The sequence below is a fragment of the Actinomadura latina NBRC 106108 genome (genome assembly GCF_001552195.1).
In the GTDB taxonomy this organism is placed as follows: Bacteria; Actinomycetota; Actinomycetes; order Streptosporangiales; family Streptosporangiaceae; genus Spirillospora; species Spirillospora latina.
In genome coordinates this window covers 983,868-1,000,778 of sequence record NZ_BCQS01000003.1, presented here as the reverse complement: position 1 = coordinate 1,000,778, position 16,911 = coordinate 983,868, and the positions used below count along the sequence as shown (strand labels likewise).

General features: G+C 70.0%; 17 protein-coding genes. 7 read left to right on the top strand and 10 right to left on the bottom strand.

Annotated elements, in window-relative coordinates; translation table 11 throughout:
- Window positions 1-58 precede the first annotated feature (58 nt).
- Window positions 59-484 (top strand): ATP-binding protein, encoded by a 426-nt coding sequence (locus AL2_RS05565; protein ID WP_157438011.1) that lies wholly within the window; start codon window positions 59-61, stop codon window positions 482-484.
- A 51-nt stretch (window positions 485-535) separates the two neighbouring features.
- On the opposite strand, the gene AL2_RS05560 is transcribed toward AL2_RS05565, so the two are convergent.
- From AL2_RS05560 to AL2_RS05530, 7 genes are all read right to left on the bottom strand, one after another.
- Window positions 536-1,051 (bottom strand): hypothetical protein, encoded by a 516-nt coding sequence (locus AL2_RS05560; RefSeq protein ID WP_067629820.1) that lies wholly within the window; start codon window positions 1,049-1,051, stop codon window positions 536-538.
- Between the two features lie 556 nt (window positions 1,052-1,607).
- Window positions 1,608-3,773, bottom strand: coding sequence for a hypothetical protein (locus tag AL2_RS05555; RefSeq protein WP_067629817.1), 2,166 nt, complete (start codon window positions 3,771-3,773; stop codon window positions 1,608-1,610).
- 1 nt (window position 3,774) lies between these two features.
- On the bottom strand, window positions 3,775-4,023 hold the full coding sequence (locus tag AL2_RS05550; RefSeq protein WP_067629814.1) for a hypothetical protein: 249 nt from the start codon (window positions 4,021-4,023) through the stop codon (window positions 3,775-3,777).
- 103 nt (window positions 4,024-4,126) lie between these two features.
- On the bottom strand, window positions 4,127-4,396 hold the full coding sequence (locus AL2_RS05545) for a WXG100 family type VII secretion target (protein WP_067629811.1): 270 nt from the start codon (window positions 4,394-4,396) through the stop codon (window positions 4,127-4,129).
- Between the two features lie 234 nt (window positions 4,397-4,630).
- Complete coding sequence (locus AL2_RS05540; protein ID WP_067629808.1) at window positions 4,631-5,167, bottom strand: hypothetical protein; 537 nt, start codon at window positions 5,165-5,167, stop codon at window positions 4,631-4,633.
- Window positions 5,168-5,303: 136 nt separating this feature from the next.
- On the bottom strand, window positions 5,304-5,633 hold the full coding sequence (locus AL2_RS05535; protein WP_067629805.1) for a hypothetical protein: 330 nt from the start codon (window positions 5,631-5,633) through the stop codon (window positions 5,304-5,306).
- A gap of 12 nt (window positions 5,634-5,645) precedes the next feature.
- The gene (locus AL2_RS05530) at window positions 5,646-6,692 is read right to left on the bottom strand and encodes an SPFH domain-containing protein (RefSeq protein WP_245666341.1); all 1,047 of its coding nucleotides are present in this window, start codon (window positions 6,690-6,692) and stop codon (window positions 5,646-5,648) included.
- A gap of 204 nt (window positions 6,693-6,896) precedes the next feature.
- On the opposite strand from AL2_RS05530, the gene AL2_RS05525 reads away from it, so the two are divergent.
- Entirely contained in the window at window positions 6,897-8,672 is a 1,776-nt protein-coding gene (locus tag AL2_RS05525) for an acetyl/propionyl/methylcrotonyl-CoA carboxylase subunit alpha (protein ID WP_067629802.1), read from the top strand.
- A 128-nt stretch (window positions 8,673-8,800) separates the two neighbouring features.
- Window positions 8,801-10,234 (top strand): hypothetical protein, encoded by a 1,434-nt coding sequence (locus AL2_RS05520; RefSeq protein WP_210748182.1) that lies wholly within the window; start codon window positions 8,801-8,803, stop codon window positions 10,232-10,234.
- A 47-nt stretch (window positions 10,235-10,281) separates the two neighbouring features.
- Here AL2_RS05520 and AL2_RS05515 read toward each other — a convergent pair whose 3' ends face one another.
- Complete coding sequence (locus AL2_RS05515) at window positions 10,282-10,908, bottom strand: SPFH domain-containing protein (protein ID WP_067629799.1); 627 nt, start codon at window positions 10,906-10,908, stop codon at window positions 10,282-10,284.
- 157 nt (window positions 10,909-11,065) lie between these two features.
- On the opposite strand from AL2_RS05515, the gene AL2_RS05510 reads away from it, so the two are divergent.
- Window positions 11,066-12,052: a HAMP domain-containing sensor histidine kinase gene (locus AL2_RS05510; protein ID WP_067629796.1), complete on the top strand. Its 987-nt coding sequence runs from the start codon at window positions 11,066-11,068 to the stop codon at window positions 12,050-12,052.
- Here the strand turns inward: AL2_RS05510 and AL2_RS05505 are convergent.
- The gene (locus AL2_RS05505) at window positions 12,049-12,708 is read right to left on the bottom strand and encodes a response regulator (RefSeq protein ID WP_067629792.1); all 660 of its coding nucleotides are present in this window, start codon (window positions 12,706-12,708) and stop codon (window positions 12,049-12,051) included. The genes AL2_RS05510 and AL2_RS05505 overlap by 4 nt on opposite strands.
- Window positions 12,709-13,012: 304 nt before the next feature.
- Here AL2_RS05505 and AL2_RS05500 point away from each other — a divergent pair, with 304 nt between their 5' ends.
- Window positions 13,013-13,471 carry a CBS domain-containing protein gene (locus AL2_RS05500; protein WP_067629789.1) on the top strand — a complete coding sequence of 153 codons (459 nt, stop codon included), beginning with the start codon at window positions 13,013-13,015 and terminating at the stop codon, window positions 13,469-13,471.
- Window positions 13,472-13,502: 31 nt separating this feature from the next.
- Entirely contained in the window at window positions 13,503-14,786 is a 1,284-nt protein-coding gene (locus tag AL2_RS05495) for an ArsB/NhaD family transporter (RefSeq protein WP_067629786.1), read from the top strand.
- Between the two features lie 89 nt (window positions 14,787-14,875).
- Here the strand turns inward: AL2_RS05495 and AL2_RS05490 are convergent, their stop codons facing one another.
- Window positions 14,876-16,261 (bottom strand): NAD(P)H-quinone dehydrogenase, encoded by a 1,386-nt coding sequence (locus AL2_RS05490; RefSeq protein WP_067629783.1) that lies wholly within the window; start codon window positions 16,259-16,261, stop codon window positions 14,876-14,878.
- Window positions 16,262-16,433: 172 nt separating this feature from the next.
- Between AL2_RS05490 and AL2_RS05485 the strand changes: the two genes are divergently transcribed.
- Window positions 16,434-16,886: a gamma-glutamylcyclotransferase family protein gene (locus AL2_RS05485; RefSeq protein ID WP_067630417.1), complete on the top strand. Its 453-nt coding sequence runs from the start codon at window positions 16,434-16,436 to the stop codon at window positions 16,884-16,886.
- Window positions 16,887-16,911: the final 25 nt, after the last annotated feature.

Below are 16,911 nucleotides of genomic sequence, written 5' to 3'. Positions count from 1 at the left end.
CCGCAGCTGCCCATCCTTGGAGGAGAAACATAGAAACAGCAGCGCGAAAGGCCCGGCCATGATCACAACGCCCGACTGCCTGGTGATGCCCATTCTGGCATCGAAGGCGGCTCCCGGCCTGGCGCGAACGCTCACGCGCTCGCGACTCGACAAATGGGGCTATGCACATATTTCGGACGATGCATTCCTGATCGCCTCGGAATTGATCGCCAACGCCGTGGCGGCCACGCCCGGCAAGGAGATCCGCTACCAGTGCAGCCACGACATCGCCGGCGTCCTCATCGCCGTATGGGACACCAGCCCGGCAGTCCCGTGCATCCGCCCCATGGCCGACATGACGCTCGACACACTGGACGTCTCGGAGGAGCACTGGGACGACAACGGCGGCCGGGGCCTCCCGATCGTCGCCGCCCTCGCCGCCTCATGCGGCTACACCCCCGACCCGGCCGGCGGCAAATGGGTCTGGGCCCGCCTCAAGCCCTGACTCCCGCACCGTGGCCCAGGAGGACGCCGGCGGGTGACCCCTACCGGCTGATCATCCGCGCCGCCCGCGCTCGTCGACCGTCCCGAATGACGGATCCATCCACCGGGCCACCTTCTCCGGCGGAGGCTTCCCCTTCGCCGACCGCCACACGCAGAGGAACACCACCACGTACGCGAGGGAGAGCGTCACCGCATAGTGGGCGCCGTATCCGAGGTCGTACTTGTCACCCGGGTCGAAGGAGAACGCGAAGGTCGAGACAACGGTGACGCAGCCGACCAGCCACGCCGCCAAAGAGAGTGAGCGTGTTGCCGCCGCGCTCGCCGCCACCCCCAGCAGCAGGGTGACCATCATCAGCAAGGGCAGTGCCCTACCCGGCCCGTCCACCTCCGGTACTGCGGCCAACTCCCAAAGCACGTAGCTCGTGCCGCTTGCGTCGACCCACGGCGCCATCGTCCACCCGGTCAACGCCATGGTGACGGCCGTCCCCCACACCGCACACCGGATCCGTCGCTCGAACTCGGCAACCCCGAGAGCGGGCCCCCTACTCATGACGGCCTCGGCGTGCACTTGTGAATCTCCCCGAACCGCTTCTCGGCAATTCGCATGAAGTCAAACATGTCCTGCACCGCATCCCGCCCTCGCACCACCCGAACGAAACCGAGACTGATCCACGGCTTCTTCTTCCCGCACCGGAACAACGCGATCACATAGTTGGGAAGCCCATCGAGGCCACCCGACGCCTGGTATCCGGCCAGCCCGCGCCCCAACTCGGGCGGGAGTTGATGAGGTGACCGGTGAGTCCAGTTCTCCCGCTGCGTCCGCAGAATCTTCTCCCCGCCGTCATATGACCACTCGAGACCCAGCGAAGCAGGACCCTTCGGAGGCCGCGCCAGACAGAGCCCATCATTTGTCCGCGGTTTACCCCAGTCACTCTTCAGCGGGCCGGTAACCCCCGTCGCCCGACGAAAGGCGGACTCTGGCACCAGGTCACAAAGGTAAGGGGCACCGTCCGCAACGGGCCGCACGTCAGGAGGTTGATTCGGCTTCCGCGAACCGCCATGACATCCCGCAACGAACACCATCGTGATCGCCAGAACAAGCCCCAGGGCGCTCCGCACCGAAGTCATCGCTGAGGGCTCGGAATCACGCTCTTACCATCCGAGCCCTTGTAATGCCCGGCGGTCTTCTCTCGCCCGTTCCGTATCCTATCCTGAACATCACCGGCAATATCCCCCAGGTGCAATCTACTCTCGGCCCAAAACAGAAACCTCTCCAACTCGGATTCGCTCATCGATTCGATAGGCCGAACCCTGGGGTGAGGACCCTTCGTGGCAAACGGCTGTCCAGCCAGATCCGGACCGTCGAGACGTCCGTTGGCCACCATCGAGGAGAGGATCATTTGATCGAACAATTGCTCGACGGCCTCTGTCTCCGTGGTCGAGGCCAGGATCGTCTGATCGGCCTTGTCCGCCAGTCTCTTCGCCGCGACATCGGTCAGTTTTCCGGTGAGCTGGAGCATGGCCGCCTCGGCAGCCTTCCCCCCGCCTGGGATACGCTCGGCGATCATTGCCGGGGCGAGCGGGACGAGGCCGACGGAGAAACCCACGTACTTGCGCATGCGGTTGAGGTCTTCGGCGAGGCGTCCTTCTTCGGCACCAACCGTCTGGTGACGGGCTTCCAGGAGGTGACCGAACATCCGGCTCTCGTCAGTGATGGCACCGGAGAGATCACCGTTCTTGGCCACCGCCCGGTCAACGGCGAGCTTCGCGTGGGCGATCTGCCCCATGAGGAGGTGTTCGTAGGCACTCGCGTCCCGTGTCAGGTCCAGGAGGAGGTAGTCGAGATCCTGGCCGGTCAGTCCCGTAGATCCGGATCTCTTGGTGTAGTCGGAGAGCCGCACGATGTCGTGCAGTCTCTCCAGGTGGGCGACAAGGACCGTCGCCATGGCGGGGCGCAGGCCGGAGAGTTCGTCGAAGTGCTTCGGGCGAGCGATCGCGTCGCCCAGTTCACCGTGTCCTAGAGCGTCGAACGGTCCTTGCTCCGGGATCTGAAGGACCCCGTTCTTGACCACGAAGTTCTTGCGGGCATCGGCTGTGAGGATCTTCGCCGCCTCGAAGGCGAGGTCCGTGGACTCTTTGTCCTGGCCCGTGGCGGCGGTCTGGATGGTTTGGCCCAGGGCGGCGCCGTGGTCGGTGAGGCCCCAGGTGGGGCGGCGGTCGTGGAGGAGGTACTGGAGTGTCGTGCCCTTGAAGTTGGGGTCGGTGCCCTCCTGGAACGGGCCCATGTAGACGTGGGTCAGTAGGGCTTGGGACGCCTCCTTGCCGGCGAGGGCGGCGGCGGTGAGCAGAGGTGCCAGGAAGTCTGTTTTGCGGTCGTCCGGGACGACCTTGGTCGTGGTGGGGTTCAGGGCGTTGCCCAGGCCGGCCTTGCCGGTGAGGGTGGGGCGCGGCTCCTGGCCGAGGGTCTTCCGGAGCCGGCTGTCGTAGGCGATCATGTCGCTGCCGACGACCTCGATGAAGTGGGCGGAGAAGCGGGTGTCGCCGGCGGCACTGAGGAGAGCCGTCAGGGACTGGTAGCCGGACGTGCCGTTCGGCGGGGCGCTGAGGGGCGGGAAGTTCTTGCGTCCGGCCGCGGTGAGGGCACGAAGGTAGTCGTCGCCCAGGTAGGCCCTCGTGTCGGGACGGGTGGCCAGAGCCAGGCTGCGGCCCAGGAGGGCCAGGGTCGCGCGGGTCTCGGCGGCGTGGGCGTCCACGCCTTCGCGGTGCTGCCGGACGTCGGCGGCAAGCGGGAGCGTCAGGTCCATCGGGAGCTTGAGGAGCGCCTCGGGGCCGAGAGCCTCCAGGAGGCCCTTGGCGAACATCGGGGTGATGTCCTCCGGGCGCAGGCGGCGCAGAGCGGCTTTGGCTTCAAGGTCACCGGAGGCCGCGCGGCGGAACAGGCCGGCGCTGCGGCGGCCGGCTGCGTAGCCGACCTGGTCGGTGTAGCGGTCGGGGAGTTTCAGGTAGTCGCCGTCCTGGCGGCAGACGACGAAGGCGAGCTTCTGCCGGTCGAGGTCGTGCGCGAGCTGGTTGCGGCGGCGCAGGTCGGACGCGGCCTCGTTGGCCCAGGCGGCGATGCGTTTGATCTCCATCGCGGGCGCCGTGCTGACCTGGGCGGTGTTGAGGGCCTGCCACAGCTTGTCGGCGAGTTCGGCGAGCTTCGGGGCGGCCTGCGTCATCTGCCGGGTCATGTGCTCGAACTCGGCGAGCTTCACGCCGCAGGTGTTCGGGTCGAGCCAGGTGTCGCCCATGTCAGCTCGTCCCGAACGGGTTGCGGTTCAGCTCGTCCCTGAGGAGCTGGAGGGCCTTGCGCAGTTCGGCGTGCAAGGCGGCGTCGCTCTCGTCGAGCTTGCGCGCGAAGTCGCGGGACGCGCCGCCGCCGACCCAGGCGTGGTCGTCCATGGCCTGGCGGGAGGCGGTGAGCAGGTGCCAGTGCTCGTCGGACAGCAGCTGGATATGGCCGAGGAGGAATTGCAGTTGCAGCGGTGACGGCTTGCTCACGGGATCCCTCTGGCGTGGAGCCGGCTGCGGGGGACGCCGGGGATGGAAGCTGATGCGGGTCCCGGCCTCGGGGGGATGGGCCGGGACCCGCGGCTCGGGGAGGTCAGCGGGTGGCGGCCTCGATGTTCTGCTGGGACTTGCGGATGTCCTGGCTGCCCTGCTCCAGGGCGAGGGCCATCTTGTCGAAGGCCGTCTTGGCCTCGGCCCAGGCGCTCCGGAAGCGGTCGGCGCCGGGACCCCACCAGGCGGCGCTGCTGCTGACGGTGCGGCCGTTGAGGTCCTTGATCAGGGCATCGAGGTTGCGGGAGTGCTTGCTGAAGATGCGGGACAGTTCCTCGAGTTCGCCCAGGTTGGCGCCGCGCTTGTCACCCATCGCTCCGGCCCTTTCGTCGCTGATCGCCGAACGTTTTGCCGTGGTACGGGAAAGAATGGCGTCAGCTTACGCCCCATCTCTCACGACAATCCAGGTTTGCCTCGTCCGTCGTCCGCTGAAACGGCCATAATCCCGCCATCTCGGGATGTCCGGATGTGGCCACGGCGGGGTTGTGACGAGCTTACTTACTGCCCGTCAAGGGAATTTCAGAACGTTTTCAGGCGGAAAGCACGGTCAGCGGTCGGTGCTGACGGGGTCGTTGACCGGGTGCGCGTCCGGGTCCAGGACGCGCTCGGCGACCAGGGTGATCTGCTCGCCGCGCGTCCGGAACACGAACCGGCGCCGGACCGACTGGACGACCTTGCCGCCGCCGTACCGGACCTCGGTGTGCTCCACCGCCTCCAGCGTGATCCGGTCGCCGGACCGGACGGCGCGCGCCGGGTCGAGGCGGGTGCGGGCGCCGGTGTAGGCGGGGCCGCCCTCGACGGGCGCGCGGCTGCTGGCCTCCAGTTCCCGGAGGGCGCGCTCCTGCGAGCGCGCCAGCGTCGGGGAGATCCGCACGCCGAGGACCTCCGTCGGCGTGTCGCAGCGGTCCCGGTCGCGCTTCGGGACGAGGGCCTGGGAGCGGCGTTCCAGGAAGGTGCTCGCGACGGCGGTGAGCTGCCGGGTGACGTAGTCCTCGACGGCGGGACTCTCCCGCCGGACGCTGGACGACGGCGCCGCCAGGCAGGCCGCCAGCACGACCGCCAGGGCGAGCCAGGGGCGCACCATCGGCGTCTCCCGCTGATCATGTGCGAGCAGATTCGAGCCGAGGGTACACCGGCCGGCGCGGTGCGGAGGGCGTGCTTTCACCCGAAGGCCCGCGCCCCCGCGGAAGGGGGCGGGGGCTTTTCCGGGAAATGGCAGGTCAGTCCGCTTCGCTCTGCAGTGCGGCGACGCGGGAACGGGCCTGCGCCATCGCCTCGTGATAGCGCTCCTCCCATTCCGGATCGCCGTCCGGGATGGACGCGACGGTCTGCCGTCCGACCTCGGCGAGCAGGTCTCCGGCGTCGTTCCGGGAGACCTGCCGGACGACGACCGTGGTGACGCCGCCGGACGACTCGGTGTGCGCCTCCCACCGGGCGCCGCGTTCCAGCGCGGCCCGGCCGGCGGCCGAGCGGTCGGCGAACGCGTACATCAGCAGGACGACCACCGCGGCGGCCGCCGCCAGCGCCACCAGAACGATCAGGAACCGCACGATCGGCCTCCGTCAGTTGCCCCGCAGGAGCGGCCCGTTCGGGTTGCCGGGCGCGTAGACGGTGATGCCCTGCGGGAGCGCCTTCAGTTCCTCGATCCTCGCGCAGGTCGGGCACTTGTTGTAGCCGTTCTGCCGGGCCTTGTTCGCCGCGGCCTCCGCCTTCGCCGTGGCGACCTTCGCCTGTGCCTCGCTGACCTGCGCGAAGGCGGCCTGGGCGCGGTCCACGGCGTCCTGCACCTTGGACGGCAGGGTGACCCGGACGAGGTTGAAGTGGATGTTGGTCACGAACCTGCCGCCGAGCGTCTGCTCCAGGTCCGCGGCCAGGCTCGTGTTGATCGCGTTCTGCACCTTGGCGATGTTGGCGTTGTTGCTCTGCGCCTTCTGCCCCACGGCCTGGACGTTCTTCGGCTGCGCGGACGAGTTCTGCACGAGGGCGCAGGACGAGACCAGCTCGGCGCAGCGGAAGCTGTTGATCTGGCTGCGCAGGTCGTTGTCGATCACCGGCCGGACGATCTGGTCGAGGAACGCGGACCAGCCCTTGTCGCCGTCGTAGACGTTGTACATCTCGCCGCCGGCGCTGCGGAACTTGCGCGTGCCGTACTTGTCGTCGAAGTCCCGGAGGGTCTTGTGGTCCTGGTTGAGGGTGAAGTACAGCGTCCCCTCGATGCCCATGTTGACGCCGTCGGCGCTCGGCACGGTGACGACGTCCACGCCGGTCTCGTCGCCCTTCCGCGCGTCCGAGGTGATCGTGTAGAAGCGCTGCTGGGCGGGGTACTTGTGGACCTGCGAGTAGAGCCCGATCCAGACCCGCCCGGAGCCGGGGTCGATGACCTGCCGGATCCTGTTGTTGTCGAAGAACCCGCCGTTGCGGACGACCGCGATCTCGCCGCCGCTGGTCCGCTCGTACCCGCCGAACAGGGCGCTGAGCACCGGCCAGCCGACGACGACCAGCAGGACGGCGGCGATGACGGCGGTGCGCCGGCGGGGCTTGCCGAGCCCCGAGACCCGGTTCCTGCCCGCGGACCGGATCTTGTCGGCGGACGACTCCTTGTTGGCCACGACCACTCCTCCCGACCCGTACCACTCGGCTCGCGGGTCGCTCCATGAGACGGCGGGCGGCGCGGCCGGGCTCCCCCGGTCACCAGACCGTTATCACGCGAGACCTCCCGCTATATGGGACCTGGGCCCCAATAAGGAGGGGCTTACGAAAACCTGGATCGGCGGTTATCTAGACTGCCTGCGAGGTTCAGGGAGGAGACCCACGTGCGCAAGGTCCTGATCGCCAACCGCGGTGAGATCGCGGTACGTATAGCCCGTGCCTGCCGTGATGCGGGGCTGGCGAGTGTGGCGGTGTACGCCGAGCCCGATCTGGAGGCGCTGCACGTTCGGGTCGCCGACGAGGCGTTCGCCCTGGGCGGGCAGACGGCGGCCGAGAGCTACCTGAACATTGAGAAGCTGCTGAGGATCGCCGAGGAGGCGGGCGCGGACGCCGTCCACCCCGGCTACGGGTTCCTGGCCGAGAACGCCGACTTCGCGGCGGCGGTGGAGAACGCCGGGCTGACCTGGATCGGTCCGCCGCCCGCCGCGATCACCGCGCTGGGCGACAAGGTGCAGGCCCGGCACATCGCGCAGAAGGTCGGCGCGCCGCTGGTGGCCGGCACCAAGGACCCCGTGTCGGGCGCGGACGAGGTGGTCGCGTTCGCCGAGGAGCACGGCCTGCCCATCGCGATCAAGGCGGCGTTCGGCGGCGGCGGGCGCGGCCTGAAGGTCGCCCGGAAGCTGGACGAGGTCGCCGAGCTGTACGACTCCGCCGTCCGCGAGGCCGTGGGCGCGTTCGGCCGCGGCGAGTGCTTCGTCGAGCGGTACCTCGACAAGCCCCGGCATGTGGAGACCCAGTGCCTGGCCGACAAGCACGGCAACGTGGTCGTCGTCTCCACCCGCGACTGCTCGCTGCAGCGCCGGCACCAGAAGCTCGTCGAGGAGGCCCCGGCCCCGTACCTGTCGGACGAGCAGCTCGACCTGCTGTACAGCTCGTCCAAGGCCATCCTGAAGGAGGCCGGGTACGTCGGCGCGGGGACGTGCGAGTTCCTCGTCGGCCAGGACGGCACGATCTCGTTCCTTGAGGTCAACACCCGCCTGCAGGTCGAGCACCCGGTCACCGAGGAGGTCGCGGGCGTCGATCTCGTCCGCGAGATGTTCCGCGTCGCCGACGGCGAGGAGCTCGGCTACGGCGACCCTGAGCTGCGCGGCCACTCGATCGAGTTCCGGCTGAACGCCGAGGACGCGGGCCGCGGGTTCCTGCCGGCCGTCGGCACGCTGACCGCGTGGCAGCCGCCGACCGGCCCCGGCGTCCGGCTGGACGCGGGCTACGAGGCGGGGCAGACCGTCCCGCAGGCGTTCGACTCGCTGATCGCCAAGCTGATCGTGACGGGCGCGACGCGGCGGCAGGCCGTCGAGCGGGCCCGCCGCGCCCTCGCCGAGTTCGTGATCGACGGCATGCCGACGGTGCTGCCGTTCCACCGGGCGGTGCTGGACGACCCGGCGTTCGTCCCAGCGGACGACGAAACGCCGTTCAGCGTCCACACCCGGTGGATCGAGACCGAGTTCGACAACCGGATTCCGGCGTTCGAGCACGTCCCGGCCGGGGACGAGGCGGAGGACGGCGAGCGCGAGCGCGTCACCGTCGAGGTCGGCGGCAAGCGCATCGAGGTCGTCCTGCCCGCCGGGTTCGGCGCCGCGCCGACCGGCGGGGGCGCCGCCGGGAAGGCGCAGCCCGCCAAGCGGCGCGGCGGCAGGAAGGGCGGCGGCGCGCAGGCGTCCGGCGACTCCCTCGTCAGCCCGATGCAGGGCACCATCGTCAAGATCGTCGTCGAGGACGGCGCGACCGTGGCGGCCGGTGACACGATCGTGGTCCTGGAGGCCATGAAGATGGAGCAGCCGCTGACCGCGCACAAGGCCGGGACGCTCACCGGCCTGTCCGCCGAGGTGGGGCAGACCGTCTCCGCCGGCGCCGTGATCTGCGAGATCAAGGACAGCTGACCGCGGCCGGCCCCGCCCCGCCGCGGGCGGGGCCGCGCCCCGGCATGGGTGCCGGCCCCCATAGAGGACGACCGAAAATCCGTCTCACGGACGAGGCATCAGGCCGTTCATATGGGCAGATAGTAGATATGAGCACCGAGAAGCGGGCCATCCGGGCGGCACGCCGTGGCGCCGTCTCGGCGATCATCGGCGCCGTGGCCGTGCCGGCGTTCGCCCTCGCCGCCCCCGCCCACGCCGCCGGGCAGCCCTCCCCGACCGGCTCCGGCACACTCCGAACGACCACGCTCCAGGCCGCCGGATTCCAGGCAGGCGCGGCGCAGGCCGGTGTCCAGCCGGGTGGCACGGTGGTGGCGGTGCCCGCAGCGGCGGCGGACACCGTCGGGCAGATCGCCAACGGGCTCATCCACTCGCGGCTCTATGTGACCAGCGAGGCCGGGAACGTGCTGTCGTCCGCCGATCAGAACCAGATCAAGCAGAGCCTCGCCGGTGAGGGGGACGCCGACATCCGGGCCATGGTCATCAGCAACAATGCCACGGGCGACCAGGTCAGGCAGCTGCTCCCGGCCGTCGCGCAGCGGGTCGGGAAGGGCGAGACGTTCGTCGCGATCACCGCCGACGGCAGCCGGATGGCGGCGATCTCGAAGAAGCTCGACGCCGGCGAGATCAACCAGATCGTCACCCGCACCAACGGCCAGCCGCTGAAGCAGCGGCTGATCGACTTCGGCGACCGCGCCGAGAAGAAGGTCGACGAGAACGCCGCGTCCAGCGCGGTCGTCGGATACGTCGTGCTCGGTGTGCTCGCGCTGCTGGTGGCGGGCGCCGTGGGCCTGTTCCTCACCTCGCGCAAGCGGCGCCAGGCCCGCGAGGCCGAGGAGATGGAGGACCTCAAGGAAGGCGTGCAGGAGGACGTGACCCTCCTCGGCGAGGACATCGCCCGCCTGGACCTCAACGTCATGGACACGGACCTCGACCCCGCGATCCGCGCCGACTACGAACGTGCGCTCAACTCCTACGACCAGGCCAAGCAGTCGACCGAGCGCGCCGCGAGGCCGCGGGAGATGCAGTCCGTGACGACCGCGCTGGAGGACGGCCGCTACTACATGACCGCCACCCGCGCCCGGCTGGCCGGGGAACCGGTGCCCGAACGGCGTGCGCCCTGCTTCTTCAACCCGCAGCACGGGCCGTCCGTCGAGGACGTCGTGTGGGCGCCGCCCGGCGGCAGCGCCCGCTCCGTCCCGGCGTGCGCGGCCGACGCGGCGGCCGTCACCCGCGGGACGGACCCGGACATCCGGATGGTCCCGTACCGGGGCGCCCGGCAGCCGTACTGGAACGCGGGCCCGGGGTACGCGCCCTACGCCGGCGGCTACTACTACGGCTACGGCGGGTTCGACCTGCTCGGCGGCCTGATGGTCGGCACCATGCTCGGCTCGATGATGGGTCCCGGCCTCGGCTGGGGCGGCGGCATGGGCGGCGGGTTCGGCGACGGCGGCGGCGACATCGGCGGCGGCTGGGACTTCGGCGGCGGCGACTTCGGCGGGGGCGGCGACTTCGGCGGCTTCTGACCGTCCCGGTCAGCCCGGCCGGTCAGCCGGCTGGTCGGCTCAGCAGGTCAGCCCGGACGGGACGCGCAGGAGCAGGACGGCGTGGAGGCCGGCGCGGAGGCCGGCGCGGAGCGGACCGGGACCGTCGCGTCGGTGATGGAAACGAGGCTCGCGGCCACTCCCCATGGCCGCACCGCCTCGTTGACGCGCCGGACCAGCTCCGGATCGTCCCCGTCCGCCAGCAGGGACGGCAGGTCCGCGAGGTCCCGGTCCGCTATGAGCCCGCGCAGCGCGGCTTCGGTGCCGGCCTGCGCGGCGAAGGACGGCGGGTCCGCGGACTCGGCGTACCTGACGGGGTCGTCGGCTCCCATCAGGGCGTGTGCCTTGACTCGCACGGACACGCCGTCCCTCGTCATCGCCCGGAGCCAGATGTCGTGCGGCCGCGCGCCCATCGGGACGCGCACGCCGGTGTCGGCGAGCGGCAGCAGGTACCGCAGCCCGGGTCCGCGGACCCCGCGCGTCCTGCCGAAGCGGCGGACGACGAGCCGTTCGGACGCCTCGACGCGCCGCAGCCCTGACACCGCGACCACGACGATCACCAGCCCGAGGACGATGAGGAACGCGGTGGAGGGGGCCAGCGGGCTCTCCCGCGCGGCGAGCACGGCGCGTTCGGCGCGTTCGGCGCGGTCGGTCATCTGCCCTCCCCCACTCGTTCTCACGCTCCACCGTCGGCGGCGGGCCGGGGAAGCGCCATCGGGCCCAGTGCCCATAAGGGAGGGGGAGCGTCATGCAGGCGGGCGGTGGGACGTCCCGAATGGACAAGAGGCCGTCTCATGAGGTGACGTGGGGGTCATGAGCAGGACACCCGCCTCGGCACTCTACTGGCGCATCCTCGGCATCAACGGGCTGATCTTCGCGATCGGCACCGTCCTACTGGCCGTGGCGCCCGTCACCATATCCTCGCCGATCCTGCTGCGCGAGCTGCCCGTCCTGGTGATCGGGCTGGTCGTGATGATGGCGGCGAACGCGCTGCTGCTGCGGGCCAGCCTGTCGCCGCTGGAGCGGCTCACCGCGCTGATGGCGCGGCTGGACTCGCTGCGCTCCCGGGACCGGCTGTCCAGCACCGGCAACGGCGACCTGTTCCACCTGGTCGACCAGTTCAACGCGATGCTGGACCGGCTGGAGGCCGACCGCAGCATCAGCACCGCCGTGGTGCTGGACGCGCAGGAGGCCGAGCGGCGCCGCATCGCGCAGGACCTGCACGACGAGATCGGCCAGTCCCTCACGGTGGTGCTGCTGGAGCTGAAGTCGGTGGTGAACCGGGCGCCGGCGAAGGTCGCGGAGGAGCTGCGGGGCGTCCAGGAGCTCGTCCGGTCCAGCCTGGACGAGGTGGGCCACGTCGCCCGGCGGCTGCGTCCCGGCGTCCTCGACGATCTGGGCCTGACCAGCGCGCTCACCGAGCTCGCCGGGGACTTCTCCGGGACGGGCGGCGGGCCGCGGGTGACCCGCCGCGTCCAGGCCGGGCTGGCGGGCCTCGGCCCGGACGCCGAACTGGTGATCTACCGGATCGCGCAGGAGGGCCTCACGAACGTGTGGCGGCACTCCGGCGCGCGCAACGCGGAACTGTCGCTCACGCAGGACGAGGACGGAAGCGTCGTCCTGCGGGTCGTCGACGACGGTTCCGGCCCGCCCACCGAGGACGGCTCCGGGATCCACGGCATGCGGGAGCGCGCGATGCTCATCGGCGCGCTGCTGACGATAGGCCCCGCCGACGGCGGCGGCACCGAGGTCAGGCTGGAGGTGCCGCCGGAGGGTTCGCGTCCGGCGGCGGGAGGCTAGGGCTCGACGAGCCCGACCCTGATCGCGTACTTCGTCAGCTCCAGCCGGTCCCGCATGCCGAGCTTGCCGAGGATGTTCGCGCGGTGCCGGTCGACGGTCTTCACGCTGATCGTGAGCGTCTCCGCGATCTGCTTGGACGAGTAGCCCTCCGCGATCAGCTTGATGACCTCCTCCTCGCGCGGGGTGAGGATGCTGTCGGGGCCGTCGCCGTTCCGGTCCCGGCCGAGGTACTCGCGGATCAGCGCGGTGACCGCCCCCGGGTACAGGAACGGCTCGCCGCGCATCGCGGCGCGGACGGCGTGCAGCAGGTCGCGGTCGGCGACGGACTTCAGCACGTAGCCGGACGCCCCCGACTTCAGCGCCTCGAACAGGTACTGCTCGTTGTCGTACATCGACAGGATCAGCATCCGGACGGTGGGGAAGCGCCGGGAGATCTCCCGCGCGGCCTGCAGGCCCGTCATGCGCGGCATCGCGATGTCGAGGATCGCGAGGTCGACGCCGCCGGCGCCGAGCGCGTCGATCGCCTCCGCCCCGTCGGACGCCTCCGCGACCACGGTCATGTCGGGCTCGGCGTCCAGGATCAGCCGCAGCCCGCGGCGCACCAGCGCGTGATCGTCGGCCAGCAGTATCCGGGTGGCGGACTCGCGAGTGTGCACCCGATCACCTCCGGTCTCGCCTCCATCCTAGGCTCGCGCGCCGCGAAGCACCCTTGTTCACGCGCGGATACATGATCCACAGCGCCCATATGGGGGTTGTCCCCTATATAGGCGCGGGCCGCCGCCGCAAAGACTGGAAACGGTACGCGAAAGGGGCGGACGCATGGCACAGCGAATGAGCGGCGGGCATCGCCACCCGCCGAAAGCGCCGCGGAGGCCGTCTTGCGACGGGACCGCCCCCGGCGCTAGAAGGAGGAACCTATCAACTCGAAGGGTCAGGCTTTCCGGAAGCCGAAAGGACGACATGCAAGCGCGGGACATCGCCATAAAGGTGCCGACCGTGAGACGGGACGACTCGATCGCGCACGCGATACAGGTCATGGCCCTCGGCCGCCTGCCCGGACTGATCGTCGTGGACGAGGAGCAACGCCCCCGCCTCGTCCTGCCCGGGACGCAGGTGCTGCGACTGGCGGTGCCCGTCGCCTACCAGGAGGATCCGGCGCTGACCCGGGCCGTGGACGAAGCCCACGCGGACGTCTTCTGGCACGAGATCCGGGACATGAGAGTGGGCGACTGCCTCGGCACGCACACTCCCCGCCCGGTCATCGTGAAATCGTCCGCGACCCTGCTGGAACTCGCCACCCTGATGGCCCGCCAACGCAGCCCCCTGGTCGCCGTGGTGGACGACGCCGGGCTCCTCACCGGCGCGGTCATCCTCGATCGGCTGCTGTCGGCGCTGGCGCTGACCAGGCCCGACGACTGACCCGTAGGCCCGTCGCGGCCGGGGTGGCGCGATGACGGCGGTGGCGGCGCTCGCCATCTTCGTCGTCGCGTTCTTCTTCATCGCGACGGAGAAGGCCGACAAGGTCAAGGTCGTCCTGATCGCCGCGGGCCTCATGACGGTGCTCGGGCTGGCGCCCGGCGCCGACGTCTTCTTCTCCGAGCACGACGGGATCGACTGGAACGTCATCTTCCTGCTGCTCGGCATGATGATCATTGTCGGGATCATCAAGGGCACGGGACTGTTCGACTTCCTGGCGATCTGGGCGGCCAAACGCTCCAAGGGCAGGCCGTACCGGCTGCTGGTGATGCTCATGGTCATCACCGCGGTCGCCTCCCCGTTCCTGGACAACGTCACCACGATCATGCTGGTGGCGCCGGTGACGGTGGTGGTCTGCAACCGGCTGCGCATCCCGGCGCACCCGTACCTGATCGCCGAGGTGCTGGCGTCCAACATCGGCGGCGCCTCGACGCTCATCGGGGATCCGCCGAACATCATCATCGCCAGCCGGGCGGGGCTGACGTTCAACGACTTCCTCGTCCACATGGCGCCGATCGTGGTGGTCGCCTTCGTCGCCTTCGTGCTGCTGGCGCGGGTGCTGTTCCGCAAGTCGTTCAAGTACGACGAGCGGTACGTCGCCGAGGTCATGTCGCTGGACGAGCGCAAGGCGATCACGGACCCCAAGCTGCTCATCCGGTGCATGGTCGTGCTGGGCCTCGTCATCGTCGGGTTCATGGTGCACTCGGTGGTGCACGTGGAACCGTCGATCGTGGCCCTCGTCGGCGCGGGCGTCATGCTGCTGGTGTCGCGCGTCGAGGTCTCGGAGGTGCTGGCCGAGGTCGAGTGGCCCGTGCTGGTCTTCTTCATCGGCCTGTTCGTGATGGTCGCCGGCCTCGGGCACACCGGCGTCATCGAGACGATCGGCACCTGGGCTGCGGACACGATCGGCGACAACTACTTCGTCGCCGCGACCGCCCTGCTGTTCGGGTCCGCGGTGCTCGGCGCGTTCTTCGACAACATCCCCTACGCGGCGACGATGGCGCCGATCGTGGAGGGGATGGCGGCGGGCGCACCCGACCCGGCGACCGCCGAGGCGCTGTGGTGGTCGTTCGCGCTCGGCGCCGACTTCGGCGGCAACGGCACGGCCGTCGCGGCGAGCGCCAACGTCGTCGCGCTCGGCATCGCCGCACGCACCGGGAACCCGATCAGTTTCTGGCAGTTCACCCGCTACGGGATCATCGTCACCGTGCTGAGCACGCTGATGGCGTGGGTGTACGTGGCATTGCGCTACTTCTAGCGCGCGCTACTTCTAGCGCGGTGCTTCTCGCGCGCGCTACTTCTGGCGCGCGTTGCGGCCGGGCACGTCCGCTAGCAGCTCTGGCGGCTCTAGTAGGCGTGCTCGGCCATCAGCCGCCGGGACGCCTCGGTGATGCTGCCCGACAGCGACGGGTAGACGGCGAACGTCTGGGCCACCTGATCCACGGTCAGGTGCTGCTGGACGGCGATCGACACCGCCAGGATCAGCTCGCTCGCGCGCGGCGCCACGATGACGCCGCCGAGCACGATCCCCGTGGACGGGCGGCAGAACAGCTTCACGAAACCGTCCTCGAAGCCCTGCATCTTGGCGCGCGCGTTCGTGAACAGCGGCAGCATGACCGTCCGGGCGTTCACGTCCGCGGAGTCGACCATGTGCTGCGTCACGCCCACCGACGCGACCTCGGGGTCGGTGAAAATGTTGGACGAGACCCAGCCGAGCTTGAGCGGCTGCACGGCCTCGCCCAGCGCGTGCCACATCGCGATACGCCCCTGCATGCCCGCGACGGACGCCAGCATGAGTATGCCCGTGCAGTCGCCGGACGCGTAGATGTGCGGGACGGACGTCCGCGACACCTTGTCGACCTCCACGAAGCCGCGCGCGTCGCACCGCACGCCGATCTCCTCCAGGCCGATCCCCGTGGTGTTCGGGACCATCCCGACCGTCATCAGGCAGTGGGTGCCCTCGATCTTCGTCCCGTCCTCCAGCGTGACGATCACGCCCTCGCCCGAACGCTCCACGCCCGCGGCCCTGGACCGCGACATGACGTTCATCCCGCGCCGCAGGAACACCTCCTGCAGGACGGCGGCGGCGTCGGCGTCCTCGGTCGGGAGGATCCGGTCGCGCGACGACACCAGCGTCACCTTGGACCCGAGCGACAGGTAGGCCCCGGCCAGCTCGGCGCCCGTCACACCGGACCCGACCACGATCAGGTCTTCGGGCAGCTCCGGCAGGTCGTAGAGCTGGCGCCAGTTCAGGATGCGCTCGCCGTCCGGCTCCGCGCCCGGCAGCACGCGCGGCGTCGCGCCCGTCGCGAGGAGCACGATGTCGGCCTGGATGCGCTGGTCGCCGACCGCGACGACGTGCGGCTCCACCAGCCGCGCCTCGCCTCGGACGATCTTGACGTCCTCGTAGGCGAGCCGTTCGGCGACGTCGAACGACTGGGCCCGCGCGAGGTCCTTCACGCGCTTGTTGACCTCGGCCATGTCGGCCTCCAGGGCGCCGACGATGCCGTCCGGGCCGCCGTTGAAGCGCAGGCCGAGGACCGTCGACTCCGACATGACCGCCATACGGGTCGAGGTGGCGATGAGCGTCTTGGAGGGCACGCAGTCGGTGAGCACGCAGGCGCCGCCGGGACCGTCCCGTTCGATGACGGTCACGTCCGCGCCGAGCTGAGCCGCGACGAGCGCGGCCTCGTAACCGCCCGGGCCTCCTCCGATGATCACGATGCGGGTCACATCTTCCATTGTTTCCTACTCCAGGCAGTGAAAAGTCCCGTTCAGCACCCCGAGAAGTGCGTGGCGCGTCACTGTGGGGGGCAACCCCCACACCCCCGTTTCAAGCGTGGCGCGTCATTGTGGGGGGCAACCCCCACACCCCCGTTTCAAGCGTGGCGTAGCCTTGGCCAACGTGGCACTGTACGCGGCGTACGCCTCCAACATGGATCCCGAGCAGATGGCGAGCCGGGCTCCGCATTCCCCGATGCGCGGCACCGGCTGGCTGGCCGGGTGGCGGCTGACCTTCGGAGGGCAGGACAAGGGCTGGGACGGCGCCCTCGCGACCGTCGTCGAGGACGACTCCGAGCAGGTGTTCGTCGTCACGTACGACGTGCCCGCCTGGGACGAGAAGGAACTCGACGCCTGGGAGGGGGCCGCGCTCGGCGTCTACCGCAAGATCCGTGTCCGGGTGCAGACGCTGGACGGCGACGTCCTGTGCTGGCTGTACGTCCTGGACGACTACGAGGGCGGGCTGCCGTCCGCGCGTTACCTCGGCATCCTCGCGGACGCGGCGGAGAAGGCCGGCGCGCCCGACGACTACGTCAAGGACCTGCGGACACGTCCCTGCAAGTCGCTCGGCGACTGATCGGGACCATCGCGACCCGGCGGTA